Source organism: Sphingobacterium psychroaquaticum, assembly GCF_004421025.1.
GTDB lineage: Bacteria > Bacteroidota > Bacteroidia > Sphingobacteriales > Sphingobacteriaceae > Sphingobacterium > Sphingobacterium psychroaquaticum.
Genome location: NZ_CP038029.1, coordinates 1,149,221 through 1,168,060 on the forward strand (window position 1 = coordinate 1,149,221; position 18,840 = coordinate 1,168,060).

An 18,840-nucleotide genomic window follows, 5' to 3' on the forward strand; every position below is an offset into this window, starting at 1 on the left:
GTAGATGGTCGTTAGTAGAGCCATAAGCCCCGAAGGGCTTAGCCTAGCTAAATCTTGCGTCTAAACTTAAGTGAGATAACGTCTATTTCTTCTCTGGGAAAGTTGGTGTAAGACGGGTTGTTAAAAAGTGTAAAATAAAGCATGAAATATAGGGGGCTGTATGTTTTTTTTGTAAAAAAGCCGTTATACATGTGTTTATTAACAGATGTTAAGAACTTTTGAGGAAAACTTGAAACAATAGTTTTAATTTAGTACGTTGAAGGTATATTGAATTTTCACTTTTTACTTAACATATAGCATGTATAAAAAAGTTTATGGTGTAGGTGTTGCGTTGAGCTTGATGGGATCTGCGTCTTTTGCGCAGCAAACCGCGTGGCAACAGGTAAACAATGCCTACAAGTCAGGAATGGAGTTGTTTGAGCGTGGCAAATATAGTTCGGCGGCGAAGCAGTTCGATCGGGTAGAAGAGATCCGTACGAAGTCCAGCTTACAGTTGGATGAGACGGAGGAACTCACCCTGATTAAGGAAAATGTGCGTTATTATCAAGCTATCTGTGCGCTGGAGTTGGGGGATTCTAATGCGGAATCCCGGTTTTTAAAATACATTAAAGATTATCCGGCAAGTGCCAATTCAAAAGCGGCTTACTTCCAAATTGGAAAGTCTTATTACGCGAAGAAAGATTACGGGAAAGCGATCGAATGGTTCCAAAAAATTGACAGTAAAAATTTAGCAGGAGCGGAGAATACAGAGTATCGTTTTAAGTTGGCTTATGCACAGTTTATGACGAATGATTATAAGGCTGCAAAACCACTGTTCGAACGATTAAAAGATGATCGTGGGCAATATCAGGAAGCTTCCATTTATTACTACGCTTACCTTTGTTACCTGGATGCCGAATATAAGACGGCTCTCAACGAGTTTGAACGCCTGAATGGTTCCAAAGTTTACGAAAATAGTTATCCCTATTATATTACGGCACTTTATTTCCTGGATAAACGCTATGATGATGTATTGAGCTATGCGTTGCCGGTATTGAGCCGTACGAAGCAAGAGCATGAAACTGAAATATTCCGTATTGTAGGGGCGACCTATTTTATCAAGGGTGATCTACAGAAGTCGAAAGAATACTACGATAAATTCCAGGCGCAAGATCAAGGTAAAACACAAAACAATCAAGATAGCTACCAGATCGGTTACATTGCCTATAAGTTAGGAGACTACGAAAAAGCAATTAAAGAGCTTGAAAAATTGTCTGAACCGGATGCTTACTTCCAAAGTGCGATGATCACCTTAGGCGATTCATTTTTGAAAACAGGAAATAAACAAAGTGCGCGTAATGCCTTTTTCAGAGCTTCAAAATTGGATTTTGATGCAGATCTGAAAGAAGAAGGTTTGTTCAATTATGCGAAGTTATCGTATGAACTCGAGTTTCACCAGGTAGCTTTGGAAGCCACGCAAGAATATTTAGATACGTACCCACGTTCTAAGAAGCAAGAAGAGGCGAAGACATTGTTGGCGGAGGTATTGTTGAGTACGAAGAATTACCGCGCAGCCGTTGATATTTTAGAGAGCATTGGTACCCGTGGTAAAGCAGCGAATACCGCGTATCAAAAGGTAACCTATTACCGTGGCTTAGAGTTTTATAATGAGCGTGCTTTTGAGAATGCTATCTCTATGTTTATGCGTTCCGAAGCGAACCGTAATGATGAAGAGATTTACGCATTATCTACATACTGGAAAGCAGAAGCGATGTATGAAGTACGTAAGTATGGGGAGGCCGTAACAAACTTTAACCGTTTCTTGCAGTTGCCAGCAGCACGTAACACGGATGTTTATAGCTATGCGAACTATGCCTTAGCCTATGCTGCCTTCCGAAATGATCGTTATAATACAGCGGCAAACTATTTCGAACGTTTCTTAGCCACTGGTGGCAAAGACGGTATTGAGATCAACACCCGTAATGATGCTGTGGCACGTTTGGCTGACTCTTATTTCGGGATGAAGAATTATGGTAAAGCTTTGGAGCAATATAACCGTTTGATTAATGCGAAAGCGCCAAGTCAGGATTATGCGTTGTTCCAACGAGGTATAATACAAGGGCTACAGGGCGATAATACCGGTAAAATAGCGACCTTACAGTCTGTTATTCGGGCGTTTCCGAAGTCAAATTATGCCGATGATGTTGCTTTTGAAATTCCATATACCTATTTCTTGATGGGTAACCATGATGGTGCTATCTCCGGTTTACAGAAAATGGTAGAGCAGTATCCACGCAGTAGCTACGTGCCCCGCGCATTGGTGACAATTGGATTGGTGCAATACAACAAAGATGATAACGATGCTGCATTGAAAACTTTTCAGCGTGTTGTTGATCAGTATGCAACCACCGATGAGGCGAAGCAGGCGATGCGCTCAATCGAGAATATTTACTTGGACAAAGGTGATGCTACGGGGTACATCCGTTATGCTACCGGAACAAATATTGGCGATTTGAGTACAGCACAGCAAGACGGACACACGTTTAGTATTGCTAAGACTTTATTTGACCGTGGTAGTTACCAAGGTGCTGTAGAAGCCGTAAATGCATATTTTGATAAATTCCCTAAACCGATTAATGAGAAACATGCTCGTTTTATCCGGGGCGAGAGTTATGCGAAACTAGGACGTGATACGGAGGCTTTGCATGATTTCAATATCATTATGAACGACTGGACAAGTGCCTATACAGAGCAGACATTGCTTAGTGTTGCCAAGTTGCACTTAAATAAGAAAGCCTACAATGAGGCTGTTCAGGTGTTGAAGAAATTAGAATTAACATCGGAGTATAAATCCAATTATGGTTTTGCGATCAATAATTTATTGATGAGCTACTTTAATATTGGCGATTTTGTAGAAACACAGAACTATGCTAAACTGGTTCGTGAGTACGAAAAATCGTCGGAGGAAGATATTGCGTTAGCGCATTTGTATTCCGGTAAAGCTTATGCCGCAACCAATAAAGCGGCAGATGCGTTGAAAGAATTTAACCTTGCTGCGCTGAAGAGTAAGACGATTATCGGTGCCGAGGCACGTTATCGCGTAGGTGAGCAGCAGCTTAAAGCAAAGCAATATGATAAAGCGATTGAGTCGGCTTTTGATATTTCCAATACGTTCTCTTCATACGATTATTGGGTAGCGAAAGGCTTTATCTTAATGGCGGATGCCTATGCAGCTAAAGGAGATAAGTTCCAGGCAAAATCAACACTGGAAAGTGTGATCGAGAATTATGACAATAAGACGGACGACGTATTGAAGGAAGCGAAGTCACGATTAGAGAAACTTAAGTAACAAGAATAGGAAGAAAGATGAAATTGCATAAAACAGTATTTAAGAATTACGGCACGGTGGCTTTGTTACTTGGTTTAGGCTACAGTGCGAGTGCGCAGGTAACGCCGGAGAGACCGGTCACTATTGATTCTTTTGATGTCGTTCGTGATTACAAGCCTATTCTTGCTGATGCGGTAAAAATTCGCCGTAGTCCCGATATGACGAATAAACGCAGTTACATGCCAAAGCTAAGTTATGGTAATGTGCCTGATAAAAAATTAGATATTAACACCGGATTAAAGGAGCTTGATGTGCAAGAGACGCCATTTTCGGCGCTTCGTGACCAAACGAGTAACTATGTGAAGTTCGGCATGGGGAATCTAAGTACAATTTTAGGTGAAGGATACTTCTCGTATGATGCGTATGAAGATATGCGTGTTGGTGGTTTTGTAAAGCACTTAAGCCAAAAAGGAAGTCTGGAAGATCAGAAATTTTCAAGACAAGAGGTTGGCGTATTCGGTCGTCGCATATTACCTCAATTTACCATTGATGGGGTGATTGGATATAACCGCTATGCAACGAACTTTTATGGTATTCCGTTAGCGACTGATAAAGTAACATCCTTAAACCCTTCGCGTGAGAAGCAGACTTTTAATGATATTTATTTTACGGGTGAATTAACCAGTAACTACGACGCTAATAATGATGAGGCATTAAGTTACTCCGCAAAAGTGGATGCATATACATTCTCCGATAAATACAAGGCAAAGGAAACATCGTTTGCCCTTTCGGGATACTTGAATAAGCAAATGCGTGCATTTAATGTGGGGGCGAACTTAAGTGTTGATGTGAATTCTGTTGATGGAACAAACAAAGGGACAACGAAAAACTCCCTAGCTATAATCAATCCGTATATCCGTTTTAAAGGAGATAACTATGCGATTACATTAGGCGCTAATTTGATTCCTGAATTTGGCGATAGTAGCAGTTTTAATATTTTCCCAGCAGCCGAAATTGATTTTGCTCTGGCACCGGAATATTTCCATATTTTCGGGGGAGTGAATGGTTCCGTGAAGAAAGCATCTTACAGAGAGTTTGCGCGTCAGAACCCTTTCTTAGGACCTGATCTTGGTATTCAGAATATGGTGGAACGTTTGAACTTCTTCGGTGGTATCAAGGGAAATGCAGGCGCTACTTTTGGATATAAAGTAAAAGCAATTTACCGTAAACTGGAAGGTATGCCGTTGTTTGTCAACAGTATGAATAACCCATATCAGTTTGATCTTGTATACGATGGTAATGGTGATAAAGAAACTAAACATATTGGATTAGAAGGAGAAATCAATATCCGTTTATCGGAATTGGTGAATCTTGGTGGTCGTTTGAATATCGATAATTACACCACTGCACAGGAGGAAGAAGCTTGGCATACGCCGAAAATGAGATTGGCGGCGAATGCACGTTTCAACATTTCGGAGAAATTGTATATCGATGCGGAAGCACTGTTCCACGGTATTTCTAAAGCAAAGGTGTATGATTACGACGTCAGTACAACGCCTATTACGGTGGTGACGCCATATTATACGCGCGACGTACCATCATTTTTTGACCTAAGTGCGGGCGCGGAATACAAAGCAACAAAACAATTGGGATTGTTTGTGAAAGCTAATAATATCTTCAATAAAGAGTACCAGACCTATATGTATTATCCAAAATTAGGATTTAATCTTTTAGGTGGTTTAAACTTCTCGTTCTAAGGAGAACGAGAAGTCGATAGCATTGCTTTAACATGCGACACGATAATAATTGCAGACAAGAGCAATTTTATCTAAGTTTGCACATTAAGACGATTGAATGAACTTAGGAAAGAATGTTTATAATCTATTAAAGAGACAGGCAGCAGTCTATGTAGATGGCTTGGGCACGTTTAAGCGTAACCGTACGGCAGCCGTATACGATGAGCAGCGCCATGTCTATTTACCACCCATTAGCTACATTGACTTTGATCGAGGGGCTACGGATGGTTATGATTTTATACAGTATATCCAACAGCTTTCAGAACTGGATAGATCGGCTGCTGAATACCTAGTTTCCCAGGCGGTTACGCAGATTCAGCGTCATATTAATGAAGAAGGGCAAGTGAAACTGGATGATCTCGGATACCTTGTTAGTTATGGCGATGGTTATGTGTTTAAGCCGCTCGACCTGTCGGGCTTCCATTTAGAAGCAGTATCGGCGTTGCCTCAACAAGGAAACATAGAGAAAATTCGTGAAAACACGGAAGTTCCTCCTGCGGAGGATAATCCAGCTGTCGCAGAAGAGCCGGCGGAAGTAGAATCGCACGCGGGTACAGAGCTGGAGGTAACGGCAACGGAAACTACTATTGCGCCTGAAGGGCAGAATGAGAGCCCTGAAATAGAAACAAGAGAGGGAGTGGAAGAGCAGATTGCAGAGGAAGAAATTAAACCTCTGGAAGAAATAGTAGAAGAAGAGCCAAGAAAATCAAACAATAGCATTTGGTACATTGTTTTGGTGGTGGTAGCTTTAGGTATTATGGCAGCATTATACCTAGCGAATAAAAATACATTTGCGCCAAAGGAACTGGACGTTGTTGATACGATTCCGGTTATAAAGGATACCGTAGATTCGGCGGCTTTGCACCTTGTACCTGACTCGTTGTCGGCGATACAGGCCGATAGTACGGTAACAGATACGGTTGTTGTAGCGCCTGAAAAGGAAGTTGTACAAGAGAACCGGAAAGCAAACCACGAATGGCAGATCGTCATCGGTACACACCGTACATTAGCACAAGCTTACGAACAGGCTGAGTCCTACAATAAAGCCGGATATCCAAAAGTACATGTGGTGCCAAGCAACTTGGCCAAAAATAAAAAGAAGGTCATTTGGGATAGCTATGAAACTAAAGCACAAGCAGATTCTGCCTTGGTGTATGTTCAAAAACATATCATTAAAGACGCTTGGCCAGATAAAATAGGAAAATAACAACATTAAATACGAATAACGACTATGTCATTGATGCAAGACAACCTAACGGTAGATTCTTTAAACTCCGTTCAACAGCAAGCTGTACAATTAGCAACAACGGAAGAAAATTTGAACTTGATTCAATTGTTGATGAAAGGTGGATGGATTATGATCCCCATTATTTTCCTTTTATTTTTAGGACTAGTTATTTTCTTTGAGCGGTATATTACCATTCGAAAAGCTTCACGTTCGGATTCCGGATTGATGTCACAGATTAAAAGCAATGTAATGTCCGGTCGTTTAGATGCGGCGATTGCCGTTTGTCGCTCTAGTAATTCAGCGTTATCGCGTATGCTTCAAAAAGGTCTTTCTCGTGTTGGTCGTCCGATCAAAGATATTGAGGGAGCTATTGAGAACGTCGGTAAATTAGAGGTTTCTAAACTGGAGAAGAACATCAATATCCTAGGTATTATTGCGGGGATCGCTCCGATGCTTGGTTTCGTGGGAACGATTTTTGGGGTAATCCAGATCTTCCGCGATGTAGAGGTCGCTGGTGGTATCGATATTGGTTCAGTTTCTGGTGGTTTGTATGTGAAGATGATTGCTTCGGCAAGTGGACTGACGGTAGGTATCTTGGCCTATGTTGGATATCATATCTTAAACATGATGGTAGAGCGCCTTATCTTACGTATGGAAACAGACGCGGTGGAGTTTATCGATCTATTAGACGAGCCTGGCGCATAGTTTGGATTTTTGATTTAGCGGATAATGAATTTAAGAAATAGAAGAAATAAACCGACGGCCGAGGTACATACCGCGGCGTTGAATGATATCATGTTTTTCTTGATGTTGTTCTTCCTGTTGGCCTCTGCAGTTTCCAACCCGCAAGTGGTGAAGCTCTTATTGCCGAAGTCTAGTGCAGGTGAACAGTCGGTTGCAAAAAAAACAATGACGGTATCTATATCTGCAGATCTAGCCTATCATGTGGATAAACAAACGGTGCCATTGGAGCAGTTGGAACCTCTTATCCAAGCGCAGGCTGGCGGAGGAGAGGATTTGACCATCATGCTATACGCAGATAGTTCGGTGCCTATTCAAAATGTGATTGCTGTAATGGATGTCGCAAATAGAAATAAGGTGAAGTTAGTATTGGCGACAGAACCGAAAAAAGATAAGTAAGAAGGACACGTCGGATTAAACGATTAATCAGATGCGATGTCAAAATAGAAAGCATTTTAGTATAGAATAAAGAATATGTATTACCAATCCCGAGAAGAGAACAATTTACCTAAAGCATTAGGGCTTTCTGCCTTGGTGATGGGCGTATTGGTTCTGATTGGTTTTTTTGTTGTATTTGGTGGTCAAGAAATCCCTCGCTATGGGATGGGGGGTATTATTGTAAATTACGGTACTGCTGATGAGGGTATGGGCGATGATTATATGAGTGTGGATGAGCCTTCGATGGATGAGAATGCCAATAATGTAAAACCGGATAAAATAGACCCAGAGACAACACCTGTGCCGACGCCGTCGAAGCAAGTAGCCGATAAAGTGGTTGCGACACAAGATATGGATGATGCGCCAGCGGTTCCAAAGAATGAAAAACCGGTGAAAGCAAATGCGGATGTATCTACCGTAGAGAAGAAAAATGCAACGCCAGCAGTGAACCCAAACGCCTTATATAAAGGGAAAAAGAATAATGCTGTCGGGACTGGAGATGGTACGGGCACAACACCCGGAAATCAGGGCAGTAAGTTGGGCGATCCTTTAGCCAGTAATTATGGCGAAGGTGGGTCTGGTGATGGTAATATGATGTTGACTATTGCGAACAGACGTTTTGAAGTACGTCCTAATATCCAAGATGATGGACAACAGGCAGGCCGCGTAGCGGTTGAGTTTAGCGTAAATCGTAGTGGGGTAGTAACCCGTGCTCGCGCCGGGGTAAAAGGAACCACGATTTCGAGTCGTGCGTTACTTGAAAAATGCGAGCGTGCCGTTATGGGAGCGCGGTTAAATCAGCTTCCAAATGCACCGGATTCTCAAACTGGTGTGATCGTTTTTAATTTCAAGCTAAGATAATTCTTACAACATGAAGACATATGCAGCGGTAATCGAGTACTTATTTGCTCGATTACCAATGTTTACCCGCGATGGCGCTTCCGCTATTAAAAAAGATGTGGGTAATACGTTAGCGTTTTGCGAAGTATTAGGAAATCCACAAAATCAGTTCAAAACCATTCATATCGCCGGTACCAACGGCAAAGGATCCTCCTCACATATGTTGGCTTCGATTTTGGCTAGTGCGGGCTATAAAACGGGTTTGTATACTTCGCCGCATCTCTTAGATTTCCGGGAGCGCATCCGTATTAATGGCACCATGATCAGTGAGGCTTCGGTCATTGATTTCGTGCTTACGCACAAGGACTTTATCGAGGAGCTGCAACCTTCATTTTTTGAGGTTACAGTGGCGATGGCTTTCGATCATTTTGCCAAAGAAGAGGTTGATATCGCTATTATCGAAGTCGGGCTGGGAGGACGCCTAGATAGCACCAATATTATTACGCCTGAAGTATGTTTAATTACCAATATCGGGATGGATCACATGAACTTGTTGGGTGATACCTTGGTTGAGATTGCAGGCGAAAAAGCAGGGATTATAAAGCCCCAGGTTCCAGTTGTCGTATCGGAAAAGGATCCAGCTATAGCCGACGTTTTTATTACTAAAGCGCAAGCAATGGAAGCTCCTTTATGCTTTGCGACAGATAGGCGGCAGGTGCTATCAACGAAACTTGTAGAGGCAGGGATGAAGGTTAACGTTCTACGTCTGGAGGACAGCCAACAACAGGACTGGTTGTTGGATCTATCGGGGAGTTATCAACAGAAAAATATTTTAGGCGTATTATCGGTTGTCGACGTGCTGCGGGAACAGGGATGGAAAATTAATGACACACAAATAGCGACAGGCTTGTCTCAGGTTAAAACATCTACGGGGCTCCAAGGACGGTGGCAGATCTTATCGAAGGACCCCTTGGTTATCTGCGATACAGGACACAATGAAGACGGGATCAAGGAAGTTGTCCGAAATATTGAAGCGACACCACATCAGCGTTTACATATTGTTATTGGAGCGATGCGAGATAAGGATCTGAGTCATATGCTACCCCAGCTGCCACAGGATGCGTTGTATTATTTTTGCAGCCCTGATATGCCACGGGCGATGCCTGCAAATGAGTTGGCAGAAAAGGCTGCAGGATATGGTTTAAAAGGTCTGGCGTATGCGGAAGTTCCCCAAGCGTTGGCTGCTGCGAAGGAGCAATATGAACCTCAAGACCTTGTTTTTGTTGGAGGAAGCAATTTCGTTGTGGCCGAAATATTAGCGTTGTATCGGCCTTAGCTCGGATTTTAACATCGCTCTCTGAAGTTCGCAAGAAACAGATTTTTTAAGTCCGAAGATTGCGTGATATTTGTATATGGAAAAATCGCAAGAGGTTATTAATTATACACGGATAGCTGCGGCCATTGATTTTGTACAGACGCACTATCAGGAGCAGCCATCTCTGGCAGATATTGCAGCACATGTACATGTTAGTCCAGACCATTTCCAGCGGATATTTCAAGAATGGGCAGGCACTAGCCCTAAAAAATTTTTACAGTATACCGGGTTGCAGTATGCCAAGCGTATGTTGGCGGAGCAGCAGCTCAGCCTGTTTAACACATCCTTAGCGTTAGGCCTATCGAGTACGAGCCGTTTACATGATCTCTTTATACAGATTGAGGGAATGACACCTGCTGAGTATAAAAATGGCGGGAAGAACCTGACAATCTATTATGCGACATATAGTAGCCTTTTTGGGGAAGTGCTTATTGCATCTACAGATAAAGGAATTTGTTATGTCGCATTTGATACCGAAGGTGATGGAGGGGTACATGATTTATTTGAGGCTTATCCACAAGCTAATCTGATTGCGGAACAACGCGACATGCATCAAGATGTGCTGACTTTTTTTAGGCGCGATTGGAATGACTTACCCACAGTTCGGTTGCACCTTCGGGGAACCGACTTCCAATTAAAGGTATGGGAAGCTTTGCTCAAGATTCCAGCAGGTAAGCTAACTACCTATAAAGAGATAGCATCTGAAATCGGACGAGAAAAGTCCTCTAGAGCCGTTGGGAATGCCATAGGAAGCAATCCGGTAGCCTTTTTAATACCTTGTCACCGCGTTATTCAAACCTCTGGATTATTAGGCGGGTATCGCTGGGGAATTACGCGCAAGACGGCACTTATAGGTTGGGAGGGAAGTACATTAAGCGATGAGTAATGAAATTATTTGAAGATCTTCCTGACTTGACAAAGAATTATCTACCATACGATGGTACCGTAAATTATTACGGTCCTGTTTTTAGACAAGAGATCTCCGATCTGTATTTTAAAACTTTGTTGGAAAACCTTGCCTGGAAGAATGATGAAGCAGTCATCTTCGGGAAGCATTTGTATACAAAACGTAAGGTTGCCTGGTATGGCGATGTTCCTTTTGAATATAGTTACTCCGGTATTTTGAAACGAGCTTTGTTGTGGGATAAGACACTCTTGGAAATTAAAGCGGTGGTGGAAAGGGAAACCGGAGAGCGTTACAATTCTTGTCTTTGTAATTTATATCATGATGGTTCCGAGGGCATGGCCTGGCATAGTGATGCCGAAAAAGATTTGAAGAAGCATGGCGCTATTGCTTCACTTACGCTTGGTGCAGAACGAAAATTCGGCTTTAAGCATAAACAGTCTAAGGAGACGGTTTATTTTAACTTAGCCCATGGTTCCTTACTCGTGATGAAGGATCAAACGCAAGATTACTGGTTGCATCGCCTTCCTCCAACGACAAAGCCGCACGGACCTCGCATTAATTTGACGTTTCGTCAGATTGAAAATTATTAGTTTAGTGCCATTTTGCTCCTCATTTGTCAGTCTATCATCATCTTCAATCTAATCCCTTTCCATTGAATTTTGTTGTTGCTCTTTTATTGGTAAATTGTTGAAAACCAAACAAAGAATAGTATGAAACAATTGGAAAACAAAGTAGCCATAGTGACCGGAGGAGTTTCCGGTATTGGTCGCGCCATTGTTGAACTTTTCGTTCAAGAAGGAGCTAAGGTGGTTGTCGCTGATTTAAATGATACGTTGGGGCGCGAGTTGATGAATAATTTCGGTGAAGGCAATGTCGTATTTGTGAAAGCGGATGCATCTTCTGCAGAAGATAATAAAAAAATAGTTGAAGCCGCGATCGAGAATTTTGGCGCTTTACATATCGCTGTTAATAATGCCGGTATTGGCGGAGCTTCCGCTACGGTAGGGGATTATCCAATCGAGTCCTGGAACAAAGTGATCGATATTAATTTGAATGGTGTCTTTTACGGGATGCACTACCAGATTCCAGAGATTGAAAAGGTTGGTGGTTCCATTGTTAATATGGCGTCCATCTTGGGGGCTGTTGGCTTTGCAAATTCGTCTGCCTATGTTGCAGCAAAGCATGGTGTCGTTGGACTTACTAAGAGTGCGGCTTGGGAATATGGTACCCGTGGTGTGCGTATCAATGCAATAGGTCCCGGATTTATTGCCACGCCACTTATCGATGGCGCACTAGATGAAAGTACACAGCAGTATTTAGCCTCTCAACATGCCATGCAGCGTTTAGGTCAACCGCATGAAGTAGCGGAACTGGCCTTATGGCTCGCATCGGATAAATCGAGTTTCTCGACAGGAGCTTATTACCCGGTAGATGGTGGGTATTTAGCGAAGTAACTAAATTTCTGAGGAAGTGTATTAGAATCGGTCGCTGGCGCGAGCTTGTAGCTCGTGTCGCATATTGTAAAAGCACGAATTGAAAACCTGCCTACCGCAGGCAGACTCGCGCTAGCGAAGAATGCTTTTTAACAAGCAGCCCTTCGACAGGCTGAAGGTGACAGCAATCATGTCACCCTGAGTCTGTCGAAGGGCTATTTTATTTTACACCTTCGATAACCCGCTCTAAGCTGGTCATACCTCTTTGCTTCTAAGACAGTCCCTATTCCTCCGGGTCATTTTCACCTGGAATATCCTTCGGATTTTCCAAAGCATTTCGCACGATCCCCTTTCCATATTCATTGCTGTAGACCTTAATTAATACCCCAATAGAAGAGAGGATCAGTGGACCGAAAATCAAGCCCAACATACCAAACATATTCAGCCCTAATAATACCCCAAAAACAGTGATCATTGGTGGTACGTTCCCTATTGTTTTTAAGATGGTAAAGCGAAGTACGTTATCTACACCACCGACTAAGAAAAAGCAGTATAGTGTCAGTCCTATTGCATTATAGGTATTCCCTGTTGCCAATGTCATGATACAAACAGGAATGTAAATCGTCATCGTGCCCAGGATAGGAACAATCGAGGAAATACCTGTTAATAAACCGAGGAGCACATAATTATCGATACCGAATATCCAGTAGCCAACCATCGCCACAACACCTTGTATAAAGCCAAGGATCGGAATACCGATGGCATTAGAACGAACCATTAGGTTTACCTCATCCCATATTTCGCGTTTACTTGTACGGCTGAAAGGAATAGCGCGATACAGTGTAGCCTCCATTCTTCGGGAATGAACTTGCATAAAGAACAACACAAAAAAAGTAACGATAATATTAACAACCACCTCCATGACGGAATTCAGAATATTAGGGACGTACTTCGTGAGGTTCTGCAGGAAGGAAAACAAAGCAGCATCTGACATATCGATATCCTTTAAAAATGGTTTGTCGGACATGTAGACCTTTAGGGTGTTAAACTTATCCATGATCTCATCTCTGTTTCCTAAAAATTCATTAATCTGCGGAACCATGTAATCGATCAGTGCCCATAACGGTAACACAATAAAGATAATGGACAAAAGAATAAAGAGTAAACTGGTCAAAGTTTTCCTCCAGCCTTTCTTTACCGTTAATGTATAGTACGATTTTCGAAATAGAATATATAAAGTTACCGCACCTAAAAAGCCTGGTAGATAATAAAATAGATTTTTAAAAACCAAAAAACAAATCAAGATAATGATGACAATCAACATGACCTGATTAATGGAGTTATTGTTTATTTGACGGTATTTCATAGCGATGTATTCTCTCGCAACAAAATAAAGAAAGATTGTGGATTCTCCATGGAATTGAATTAAAAATTATATTTTGTAGTTTAGTACTTTGTAAACCCTAACCGTATAGAAAAATGTTTAAAAAAATTGTAGGTTACAGCACCTTGATGTGCTTACTGGCAACAAGTGTAGTGTCATGTAACAATACACAAACGGACAAAAAAGAAAAAGAAGAGATTCATAATGCAGCGACACAAACTATTCCAGAAGAGTCGAAAGATCTTATTGGTCGTTGGGACTTGACCGTAAGTAAAGAAGGAAAAGAAGTACCCTCTTGGCTAGAAGTGAAACTGTCTGGTTTCAATACCTTAGTGGGGGCGTTTGTAGCTGATGCAGGAAGTAGCCGCCCGGTTTCACATATTAAGCTGAATGCGGGTAAGTTTTCTTTTGAAATTCCACCACAGTGGGAAGGGGGAGATGGCGTTTTTACGATTGAAGGTGAACTGGTAGGGGGTGAATTGAAAGGAACGATTACGAGTAATAAAGGTAATAAATTTACTTTTACAGGTGTTAAAGCACCTTACTTAACACGTACGGGTGAAGCCCAGTGGGGTGAACCGATTGAGTTGTTTAATGGTAAAGATTTAACCGGATGGAAACCATCTTCGGAAGATAATAAGTGGAGTGTAAAGGATGGTATCCTAACGAATGAGAAAGCGGGAGCAAACTTGATCAGTGATCAGAAATTCGAAGATTTCAAACTGATTGCAGAGTTCCGTTATGGTACGGAAGGTAACTCGGGGATCTACTTAAGAGGGCGTTACGAAGTGCAAATTGAAGATTCACCAAAAGATAGACATCCGGGAGCTTTGTATTTCGGTGGTGTTTATGGATTCTTAGCACCTAATGAAATGGTTGCACTAGGACCAAATACATGGAATAAATACGAGATTACCCTTCGTGGTCGTTTGGTAACCATTGTCGCAAATGGTAAAACGATTATCAGTAACCAAGAGATTCCTGGTATTACAGGTGGTGCACTGGATAGCAAAGAAGGCGAACCAGGGCCAATCTACTTACAGGGAGACCATACAGGCATCGAGTTTAGGAAGATTACGATTATCCCAGCGAAGTAATTTGTGCTGGTAGAAAAAAAGGGTCGGTTTACCTAGGCAAACCGACCCTTTTTATTTACGCTCTATGCTGGTGCAATAATTCAAAGATTAAATTAGCTCCTAATTTAGCCGTACGCATATCGATATCGAGATGCGGATTCAGCTCGGCAATATCGATGCTGATGAGTTTTGGCGATTGCAAAATCCTGCGTAACACCAACCAGAAAAAATGGTCCGGCACAATGCCACAAAAGGCAACGGCGCTAACCCCTGGCGCGTAAGGTGCCGCAAAAACATCGAGATCAATGGTGAGATAAAGCTGATCCACCTGCGCCAGAAACGCATCTATTGATTCCAGTATACGGTCCTTATTTCCCAAATGAAAGTCTTCCGCTTCAATCCACGTGATACCTTGTTTGTGCATCTCATCGAATAAGGCTTTCGTATTACTGATTTTTTGAATCCCTATCGGTAAATAATGAAGCTTATTTCCGCGCTTTTTCTCGTCTTCCGCAATCTGATAAAATCCAGTTCCCGAGGTTGCGGCGGGTTTCGGCTGGCGACAATCGAAGTGTGCATCCAAATTGATGATTCCCAATTGCTTGTCGACTGCAGATCGGAGGCCTAGATAATGACCATAGGTAATCTCATGGCCACCGCCTAGAAGAATCGGAAAGCCACCGTGATGACATATTTGCTGTACAGCATCGCCTAAGGCCTCCTGTCCGGCCTCTAAGTTTTGATCGGTACATATAATATTTCCCGCATCGTATAGATGGGTATGTTTCGCATCGAAGATCGGTAGGTTTAACAAAGCTTTCCGCAGTGCCGCTGGACCTTGTGCAGCACCTACACGACCCGAATTCCGCGCAACGCCTTCTTCACAGGCAAAGCCCAAGACGACAAAAGCACCGTCAAACCTTGTCGTCTGCTTTAGATCGACAAGCTGTATCTGCTGATGCCAACGTCGATGCTGCGCTTCCGAACCATCGTTTCTTCCGCCCCATTCCCGGGGCGTCGGTGCTTGATAATATAGGGTGGTTGCTTGCTTAATCATAACTTTTCAGAAATAGCTTGTAGTACCACTGGATCTACTTCTTCCGCTAAAGTGACCTGTAGATTGCCACTACGTTTTAGTTCTACTTCGATCGCTTGACGGGCTTCCTTATTTCTTGCCCAAGCACGGCGTGCAATACCATTATTGACATCATAAAACAGCATGTTTTCCAATTTGCGGTCTACTGCTTCGCTACCGTCAAGGACCAATCCAAATCCACCGTTAATGACTTCGCCCCATCCAACACCGCCACCATTATGTATCGAAACCCACGTCGCACCACGGAAGCTATCGCCAATCACATTGTGGATGGCCATATCTGCGGTAAACTTACTTCCGTCATAGATATTGCTGGTCTCACGGTACGGTGAATCTGTGCCGCTCACATCGTGGTGATCCCGCCCCAGCACAATGGGTGCTGTAATTTCTCCCGATCGAATGGCGGCATTAAATGCTTTGGCAATCTGTATCCTTCCGATTGCATCGGCATAGAGAATACGTGCTTGCGAGCCAACGACTAATCTATTTGCTTCCGCTTGACGGATCCACTGGATATTATCCTGAAGTTGTTGTTTGATCTCCGGATAAGCAGTTTCCTGTAATTGTTCCAAAATGGTTTGCGCAATACGGTCTGACTTCTGGAGGTCAGTTGCATCGGCCGATGTACATACCCATCGGAATGGACCAAAACCGTAGTCAAAGCACATAGGGCCTAAGATATCTTGTACATACGAGGGATAGCGGAAATTTATGCCATCGGCAGCCATAACATCTGCTCCAGCCCGGCTGCTTTCCAATAAGAAGGCATTGCCATAGTCAAAGAAGTACGTTCCACGGGACACGTGCTTATTGATCGCTTCGACATGACGGATCAACGATTGCTGTACCGCTTCTTTAAATTGTTCAGGCTGCGCAGCCATCATCTCATTGGCGGCATTAAATGTTATCCCTGCCGGATAGTATCCACCCGCCCACGGGTTATGTAATGAGGTTTGATCGGAACCAACCGTAACGTGTATGCCGGCAGCATAGAGGCCTTCCCAGAGATCTACTATATTTCCAATATAAGCGATGGAAACCACTTCGTTTCGTGCCATAGCCTCCTTTAACCGGATGGTCAGTGCATCAAGATCCTCAAATAGTTCGTCTACCCAACCTTGGCTATGACGTTTATGTGCCGCATCGGGATTTACTTCCGCACAGACGGTGATACATCCGGCGATATTCCCCGCCTTAGGCTGCGCGCCGCTCATGCCACCCAGGCCTGATGTGACAAACACTTTTCCTTCGATGCTTTCGGTTGCCGATAATTGTTTACGGAAAGCATTCATCACGGTAATGGTTGTTCCATGAACGATACCTTGCGGGCCAATATACATATAAGACCCCGCTGTCATCTGACCGTACTGGGTTACACCTAATGCATTAAAACGCTCCCAATCGTCAGGTTTCGAGTAGTTGGGAATCATCATGCCGTTTGTCACGACGACACGAGGTGCATCCTTGGAGGATGGGAATAAGCCCATCGGATGCCCACTATATACGTGTAGTGTTTGTTCATCCGTCATCGTGGACAAATAACGCATGGTCAAAAGATATTGTGCCCAGTTTTGAAATACGGCACCATTGCCGCCGTACGTAATCAGCTCATGTGGATGCTGCGCAACAGCAGGATCTAGATTATTTTGAATCATCAACATGATGGCTGCCGCCTGTTGGCTTTTGGCCGGATAGGCTGTTATCGGACGAGCGTGCATGGTATATGCCGGTCGGAAACGATACATATAGATGCGTCCATACCGCTGTAACTCTTCGAGAAATTCAGTCGCAAGCTCCTGGTGCCATGCTGCAGGAAAATAGCGTAATGCGTTTTGTATCGCCAGCTTTTTCTCTGTAGGTGTTAATATATCTTTTCGCTTTGGAGCGTGGCTTATCGTATTGTCGTATGTCGCTTTAGGTGGCAATACGGTGGGAATACCTTGTGAAATTAATTCTTGGAATGTCATGCTCGTTCTCCTTTTGTAAAGATGTTCGTTCCATTTTTCCATACCTGTTCGGGTTGCAAGCTCCCCTGTAGGTAGGTAATGTTCTGATAATTATCTGTTTTGTATGTGATAAAGTCGGCTTGTTCACCTACCGCTAACCGACCGCTATCCCTGAGGTTCAGGGCTTGCGCTGCGCGAAAGGTGATCGCGGCAAACAATTCGGCATTGCTTAATTTTTGAGCGGTCGCTAAAATCGATGCCTGTGCCATCAATTGTCCCATCGGTGCTGACCCGGGGTTCCAGTCTGTCGCAATAGCAAGTGAAGCACCTTGATCCAGCAACTGTCGCGCAGGGGTGAACGCACAACCGAGACCAACGGACGCGCCCGGAAGCGCAACGGCAATGGTATCGGATTGTGCCAACAGTGCCACTTCCTGCTCCGTTGAAGCTTCTAAGTGATCGGCACTCCGTGCGCCAAAAGCAACAGCTACGGCACTTCCGGATGTGGTAAACTGATCGGCATGAACGGTGATATCAAATCCATACGCACGGGCTTTTTCAAAATATGGCGTAATTTCCTCGGCTGAGAAAGCACTTTGTTCAATAAAGGCATCGATACGTGTGGTTAATCCTTCTTCTTTTAATAGCGGGAAGAGATTATCTGCAACCATACTAAGGTATGCGCTATTATCACCCTCAAAATCACGAGGCTTCATATGGGCTGCAAGGCAGGTTGGTATAAGCGTTACAGAAAGTTCTTTCTGCGCTTCTTTAATAGCACGAAGCATCTTTAGTTCTTCTAGAATCGATAGGCCATAACCACTTTTTACTTCAATTGTGGTGACCCCTTGCGCCATCAAGAAATTGGCACGTTCAATAATTCCTTTTACCAATTCTGCTTCGCTGGCCTCACGAGTATGCTGTACCGTACTCCAAATACCGCCACCAGCTTGTGCAATTTCGAGATAAGTTGCTCCTGCGTTACGTAAAGCAAAATCATTTGCTCTATTTCCAGCGAAAGCGATATGTGTATGGCAATCGATATAAGAAGGAACAGCCACCTGATCCCCATCTGGTACGATGAGTACGGTATCTGCTGTTGCCGCTGCTTTAAGGTCTGAATAGGTTCCTATTTCAACAATCTTTCCATCTTCGATTCGAATACCCGATTCAGGAATAACATGGAGCTGCTGATCAGATATAGCCCCTTTCAGCGGAATATCCGCTAGAGAAAGTACTTGTTTGAAAGGGCCGATTAGTTTTTTCTGCATAC

General features: G+C 43.2%; 15 protein-coding genes. 11 read left to right on the top strand and 4 right to left on the bottom strand.

Going from position 1 to position 18,840, the window contains the following annotated elements; genetic code table 11:
* Nucleotides 1–298: 298 nt before the first annotated feature.
* The 10 genes from E2P86_RS04810 to E2P86_RS04855 all read left to right on the top strand — a co-directional run bounded on the left by E2P86_RS04810 (nucleotide 299) and on the right by E2P86_RS04855 (nucleotide 12,086).
* Nucleotides 299–3,328 carry a tetratricopeptide repeat protein gene (locus tag E2P86_RS04810; RefSeq protein ID WP_085473763.1) on the top strand — a complete coding sequence of 1,010 codons (3,030 nt, stop codon included), beginning with the start codon at nucleotides 299–301 and terminating at the stop codon, nucleotides 3,326–3,328.
* Between the two features lie 17 nt (nucleotides 3,329–3,345).
* Entirely contained in the window at nucleotides 3,346–5,064 is a 1,719-nt protein-coding gene (locus E2P86_RS04815; RefSeq protein WP_134431187.1) for a TonB-dependent receptor, read from the top strand.
* Between the two features lie 97 nt (nucleotides 5,065–5,161).
* A complete protein-coding gene (locus tag E2P86_RS04820) occupies nucleotides 5,162–6,310 on the top strand; it encodes a hypothetical protein (RefSeq protein ID WP_134431190.1) in 1,149 nt (382 codons plus the stop codon).
* Nucleotides 6,311–6,334: 24 nt separating this feature from the next.
* Entirely contained in the window at nucleotides 6,335–7,036 is a 702-nt protein-coding gene (locus E2P86_RS04825; RefSeq protein WP_085473766.1) for a MotA/TolQ/ExbB proton channel family protein, read from the top strand.
* Between the two features lie 24 nt (nucleotides 7,037–7,060).
* Nucleotides 7,061–7,471: an ExbD/TolR family protein gene (locus E2P86_RS04830; protein ID WP_134431193.1), complete on the top strand. Its 411-nt coding sequence runs from the start codon at nucleotides 7,061–7,063 to the stop codon at nucleotides 7,469–7,471.
* Nucleotides 7,472–7,546: 75 nt separating this feature from the next.
* The gene (locus E2P86_RS04835) at nucleotides 7,547–8,371 is read left to right on the top strand and encodes an energy transducer TonB (RefSeq protein WP_085473768.1); all 825 of its coding nucleotides are present in this window, start codon (nucleotides 7,547–7,549) and stop codon (nucleotides 8,369–8,371) included.
* 10 nt (nucleotides 8,372–8,381) lie between these two features.
* Nucleotides 8,382–9,686: a bifunctional folylpolyglutamate synthase/dihydrofolate synthase gene (locus E2P86_RS04840; protein ID WP_134431196.1), complete on the top strand. Its 1,305-nt coding sequence runs from the start codon at nucleotides 8,382–8,384 to the stop codon at nucleotides 9,684–9,686.
* A gap of 76 nt (nucleotides 9,687–9,762) precedes the next feature.
* On the top strand, nucleotides 9,763–10,611 hold the full coding sequence (locus tag E2P86_RS04845) for a bifunctional transcriptional activator/DNA repair enzyme AdaA (RefSeq protein WP_085473770.1): 849 nt from the start codon (nucleotides 9,763–9,765) through the stop codon (nucleotides 10,609–10,611).
* Nucleotides 10,611–11,222 carry an alpha-ketoglutarate-dependent dioxygenase AlkB family protein gene (locus tag E2P86_RS04850; protein WP_134431199.1) on the top strand — a complete coding sequence of 204 codons (612 nt, stop codon included), beginning with the start codon at nucleotides 10,611–10,613 and terminating at the stop codon, nucleotides 11,220–11,222. The genes E2P86_RS04845 and E2P86_RS04850 overlap by 1 nt, the downstream gene beginning before the upstream one ends.
* Nucleotides 11,223–11,342: 120 nt before the next feature.
* The gene (locus E2P86_RS04855; protein ID WP_085473772.1) at nucleotides 11,343–12,086 is read left to right on the top strand and encodes an SDR family NAD(P)-dependent oxidoreductase; all 744 of its coding nucleotides are present in this window, start codon (nucleotides 11,343–11,345) and stop codon (nucleotides 12,084–12,086) included.
* 262 nt (nucleotides 12,087–12,348) lie between these two features.
* Here the strand turns inward: E2P86_RS04855 and E2P86_RS04860 are convergent, their stop codons facing one another.
* Nucleotides 12,349–13,431 (bottom strand): AI-2E family transporter, encoded by a 1,083-nt coding sequence (locus E2P86_RS04860; RefSeq protein WP_085473773.1) that lies wholly within the window; start codon nucleotides 13,429–13,431, stop codon nucleotides 12,349–12,351.
* Nucleotides 13,432–13,544: 113 nt separating this feature from the next.
* Between E2P86_RS04860 and E2P86_RS04865 the strand changes: the two genes are divergently transcribed.
* Nucleotides 13,545–14,546: a 3-keto-disaccharide hydrolase gene (locus E2P86_RS04865; RefSeq protein WP_085473774.1), complete on the top strand. Its 1,002-nt coding sequence runs from the start codon at nucleotides 13,545–13,547 to the stop codon at nucleotides 14,544–14,546.
* A 55-nt stretch (nucleotides 14,547–14,601) separates the two neighbouring features.
* On the opposite strand, the gene hutG is transcribed toward E2P86_RS04865, so the two are convergent.
* Genes hutG through hutI form a run of 3 tightly spaced genes read right to left on the bottom strand, consistent with a single transcriptional unit; the run spans nucleotide 14,602 to nucleotide 18,838 of the window.
* Complete coding sequence (gene hutG / locus E2P86_RS04870; protein WP_134431202.1) at nucleotides 14,602–15,582, bottom strand: formimidoylglutamase; 981 nt, start codon at nucleotides 15,580–15,582, stop codon at nucleotides 14,602–14,604.
* Complete coding sequence (locus tag E2P86_RS04875) at nucleotides 15,579–17,588, bottom strand: urocanate hydratase (RefSeq protein WP_134431205.1); 2,010 nt, start codon at nucleotides 17,586–17,588, stop codon at nucleotides 15,579–15,581. The genes hutG and E2P86_RS04875 overlap by 4 nt, the downstream gene beginning before the upstream one ends.
* Complete coding sequence (gene hutI / locus E2P86_RS04880; protein WP_134431208.1) at nucleotides 17,585–18,838, bottom strand: imidazolonepropionase; 1,254 nt, start codon at nucleotides 18,836–18,838, stop codon at nucleotides 17,585–17,587. The genes E2P86_RS04875 and hutI overlap by 4 nt, the downstream gene beginning before the upstream one ends.
* Nucleotides 18,839–18,840: the final 2 nt, after the last annotated feature.

What these genes read in the sequence shown, in the direction of transcription:
- hutG (WP_134431202.1), bottom strand. Translation starts at nt 15,582, where the DNA reads ATGATTAAGCAAGCAACCACCCTATATTATCAAGCACCGACGCCCCGG.
- E2P86_RS04860 (WP_085473773.1), bottom strand. Translation starts at nt 13,431, where the DNA reads ATGAAATACCGTCAAATAAACAATAACTCCATTAATCAGGTCATGTTG.
- E2P86_RS04815 (WP_134431187.1), top strand. Translation starts at nt 3,346, where the DNA reads ATGAAATTGCATAAAACAGTATTTAAGAATTACGGCACGGTGGCTTTG.
- E2P86_RS04865 (WP_085473774.1), top strand. Translation starts at nt 13,545, where the DNA reads ATGTTTAAAAAAATTGTAGGTTACAGCACCTTGATGTGCTTACTGGCA.
- hutI (WP_134431208.1), bottom strand. Translation starts at nt 18,838, where the DNA reads ATGCAGAAAAAACTAATCGGCCCTTTCAAACAAGTACTTTCTCTAGCG.
- E2P86_RS04850 (WP_134431199.1), top strand. Translation starts at nt 10,611, where the DNA reads ATGAAATTATTTGAAGATCTTCCTGACTTGACAAAGAATTATCTACCA.
- E2P86_RS04875 (WP_134431205.1), bottom strand. Translation starts at nt 17,588, where the DNA reads ATGACATTCCAAGAATTAATTTCACAAGGTATTCCCACCGTATTGCCA.
- E2P86_RS04830 (WP_134431193.1), top strand. Translation starts at nt 7,061, where the DNA reads ATGAATTTAAGAAATAGAAGAAATAAACCGACGGCCGAGGTACATACC.
- E2P86_RS04820 (WP_134431190.1), top strand. Translation starts at nt 5,162, where the DNA reads ATGAACTTAGGAAAGAATGTTTATAATCTATTAAAGAGACAGGCAGCA.
- E2P86_RS04840 (WP_134431196.1), top strand. Translation starts at nt 8,382, where the DNA reads ATGAAGACATATGCAGCGGTAATCGAGTACTTATTTGCTCGATTACCA.
- E2P86_RS04845 (WP_085473770.1), top strand. Translation starts at nt 9,763, where the DNA reads ATGGAAAAATCGCAAGAGGTTATTAATTATACACGGATAGCTGCGGCC.
- E2P86_RS04825 (WP_085473766.1), top strand. Translation starts at nt 6,335, where the DNA reads ATGTCATTGATGCAAGACAACCTAACGGTAGATTCTTTAAACTCCGTT.
- E2P86_RS04855 (WP_085473772.1), top strand. Translation starts at nt 11,343, where the DNA reads ATGAAACAATTGGAAAACAAAGTAGCCATAGTGACCGGAGGAGTTTCC.
- E2P86_RS04810 (WP_085473763.1), top strand. Translation starts at nt 299, where the DNA reads ATGTATAAAAAAGTTTATGGTGTAGGTGTTGCGTTGAGCTTGATGGGA.
- E2P86_RS04835 (WP_085473768.1), top strand. Translation starts at nt 7,547, where the DNA reads ATGTATTACCAATCCCGAGAAGAGAACAATTTACCTAAAGCATTAGGG.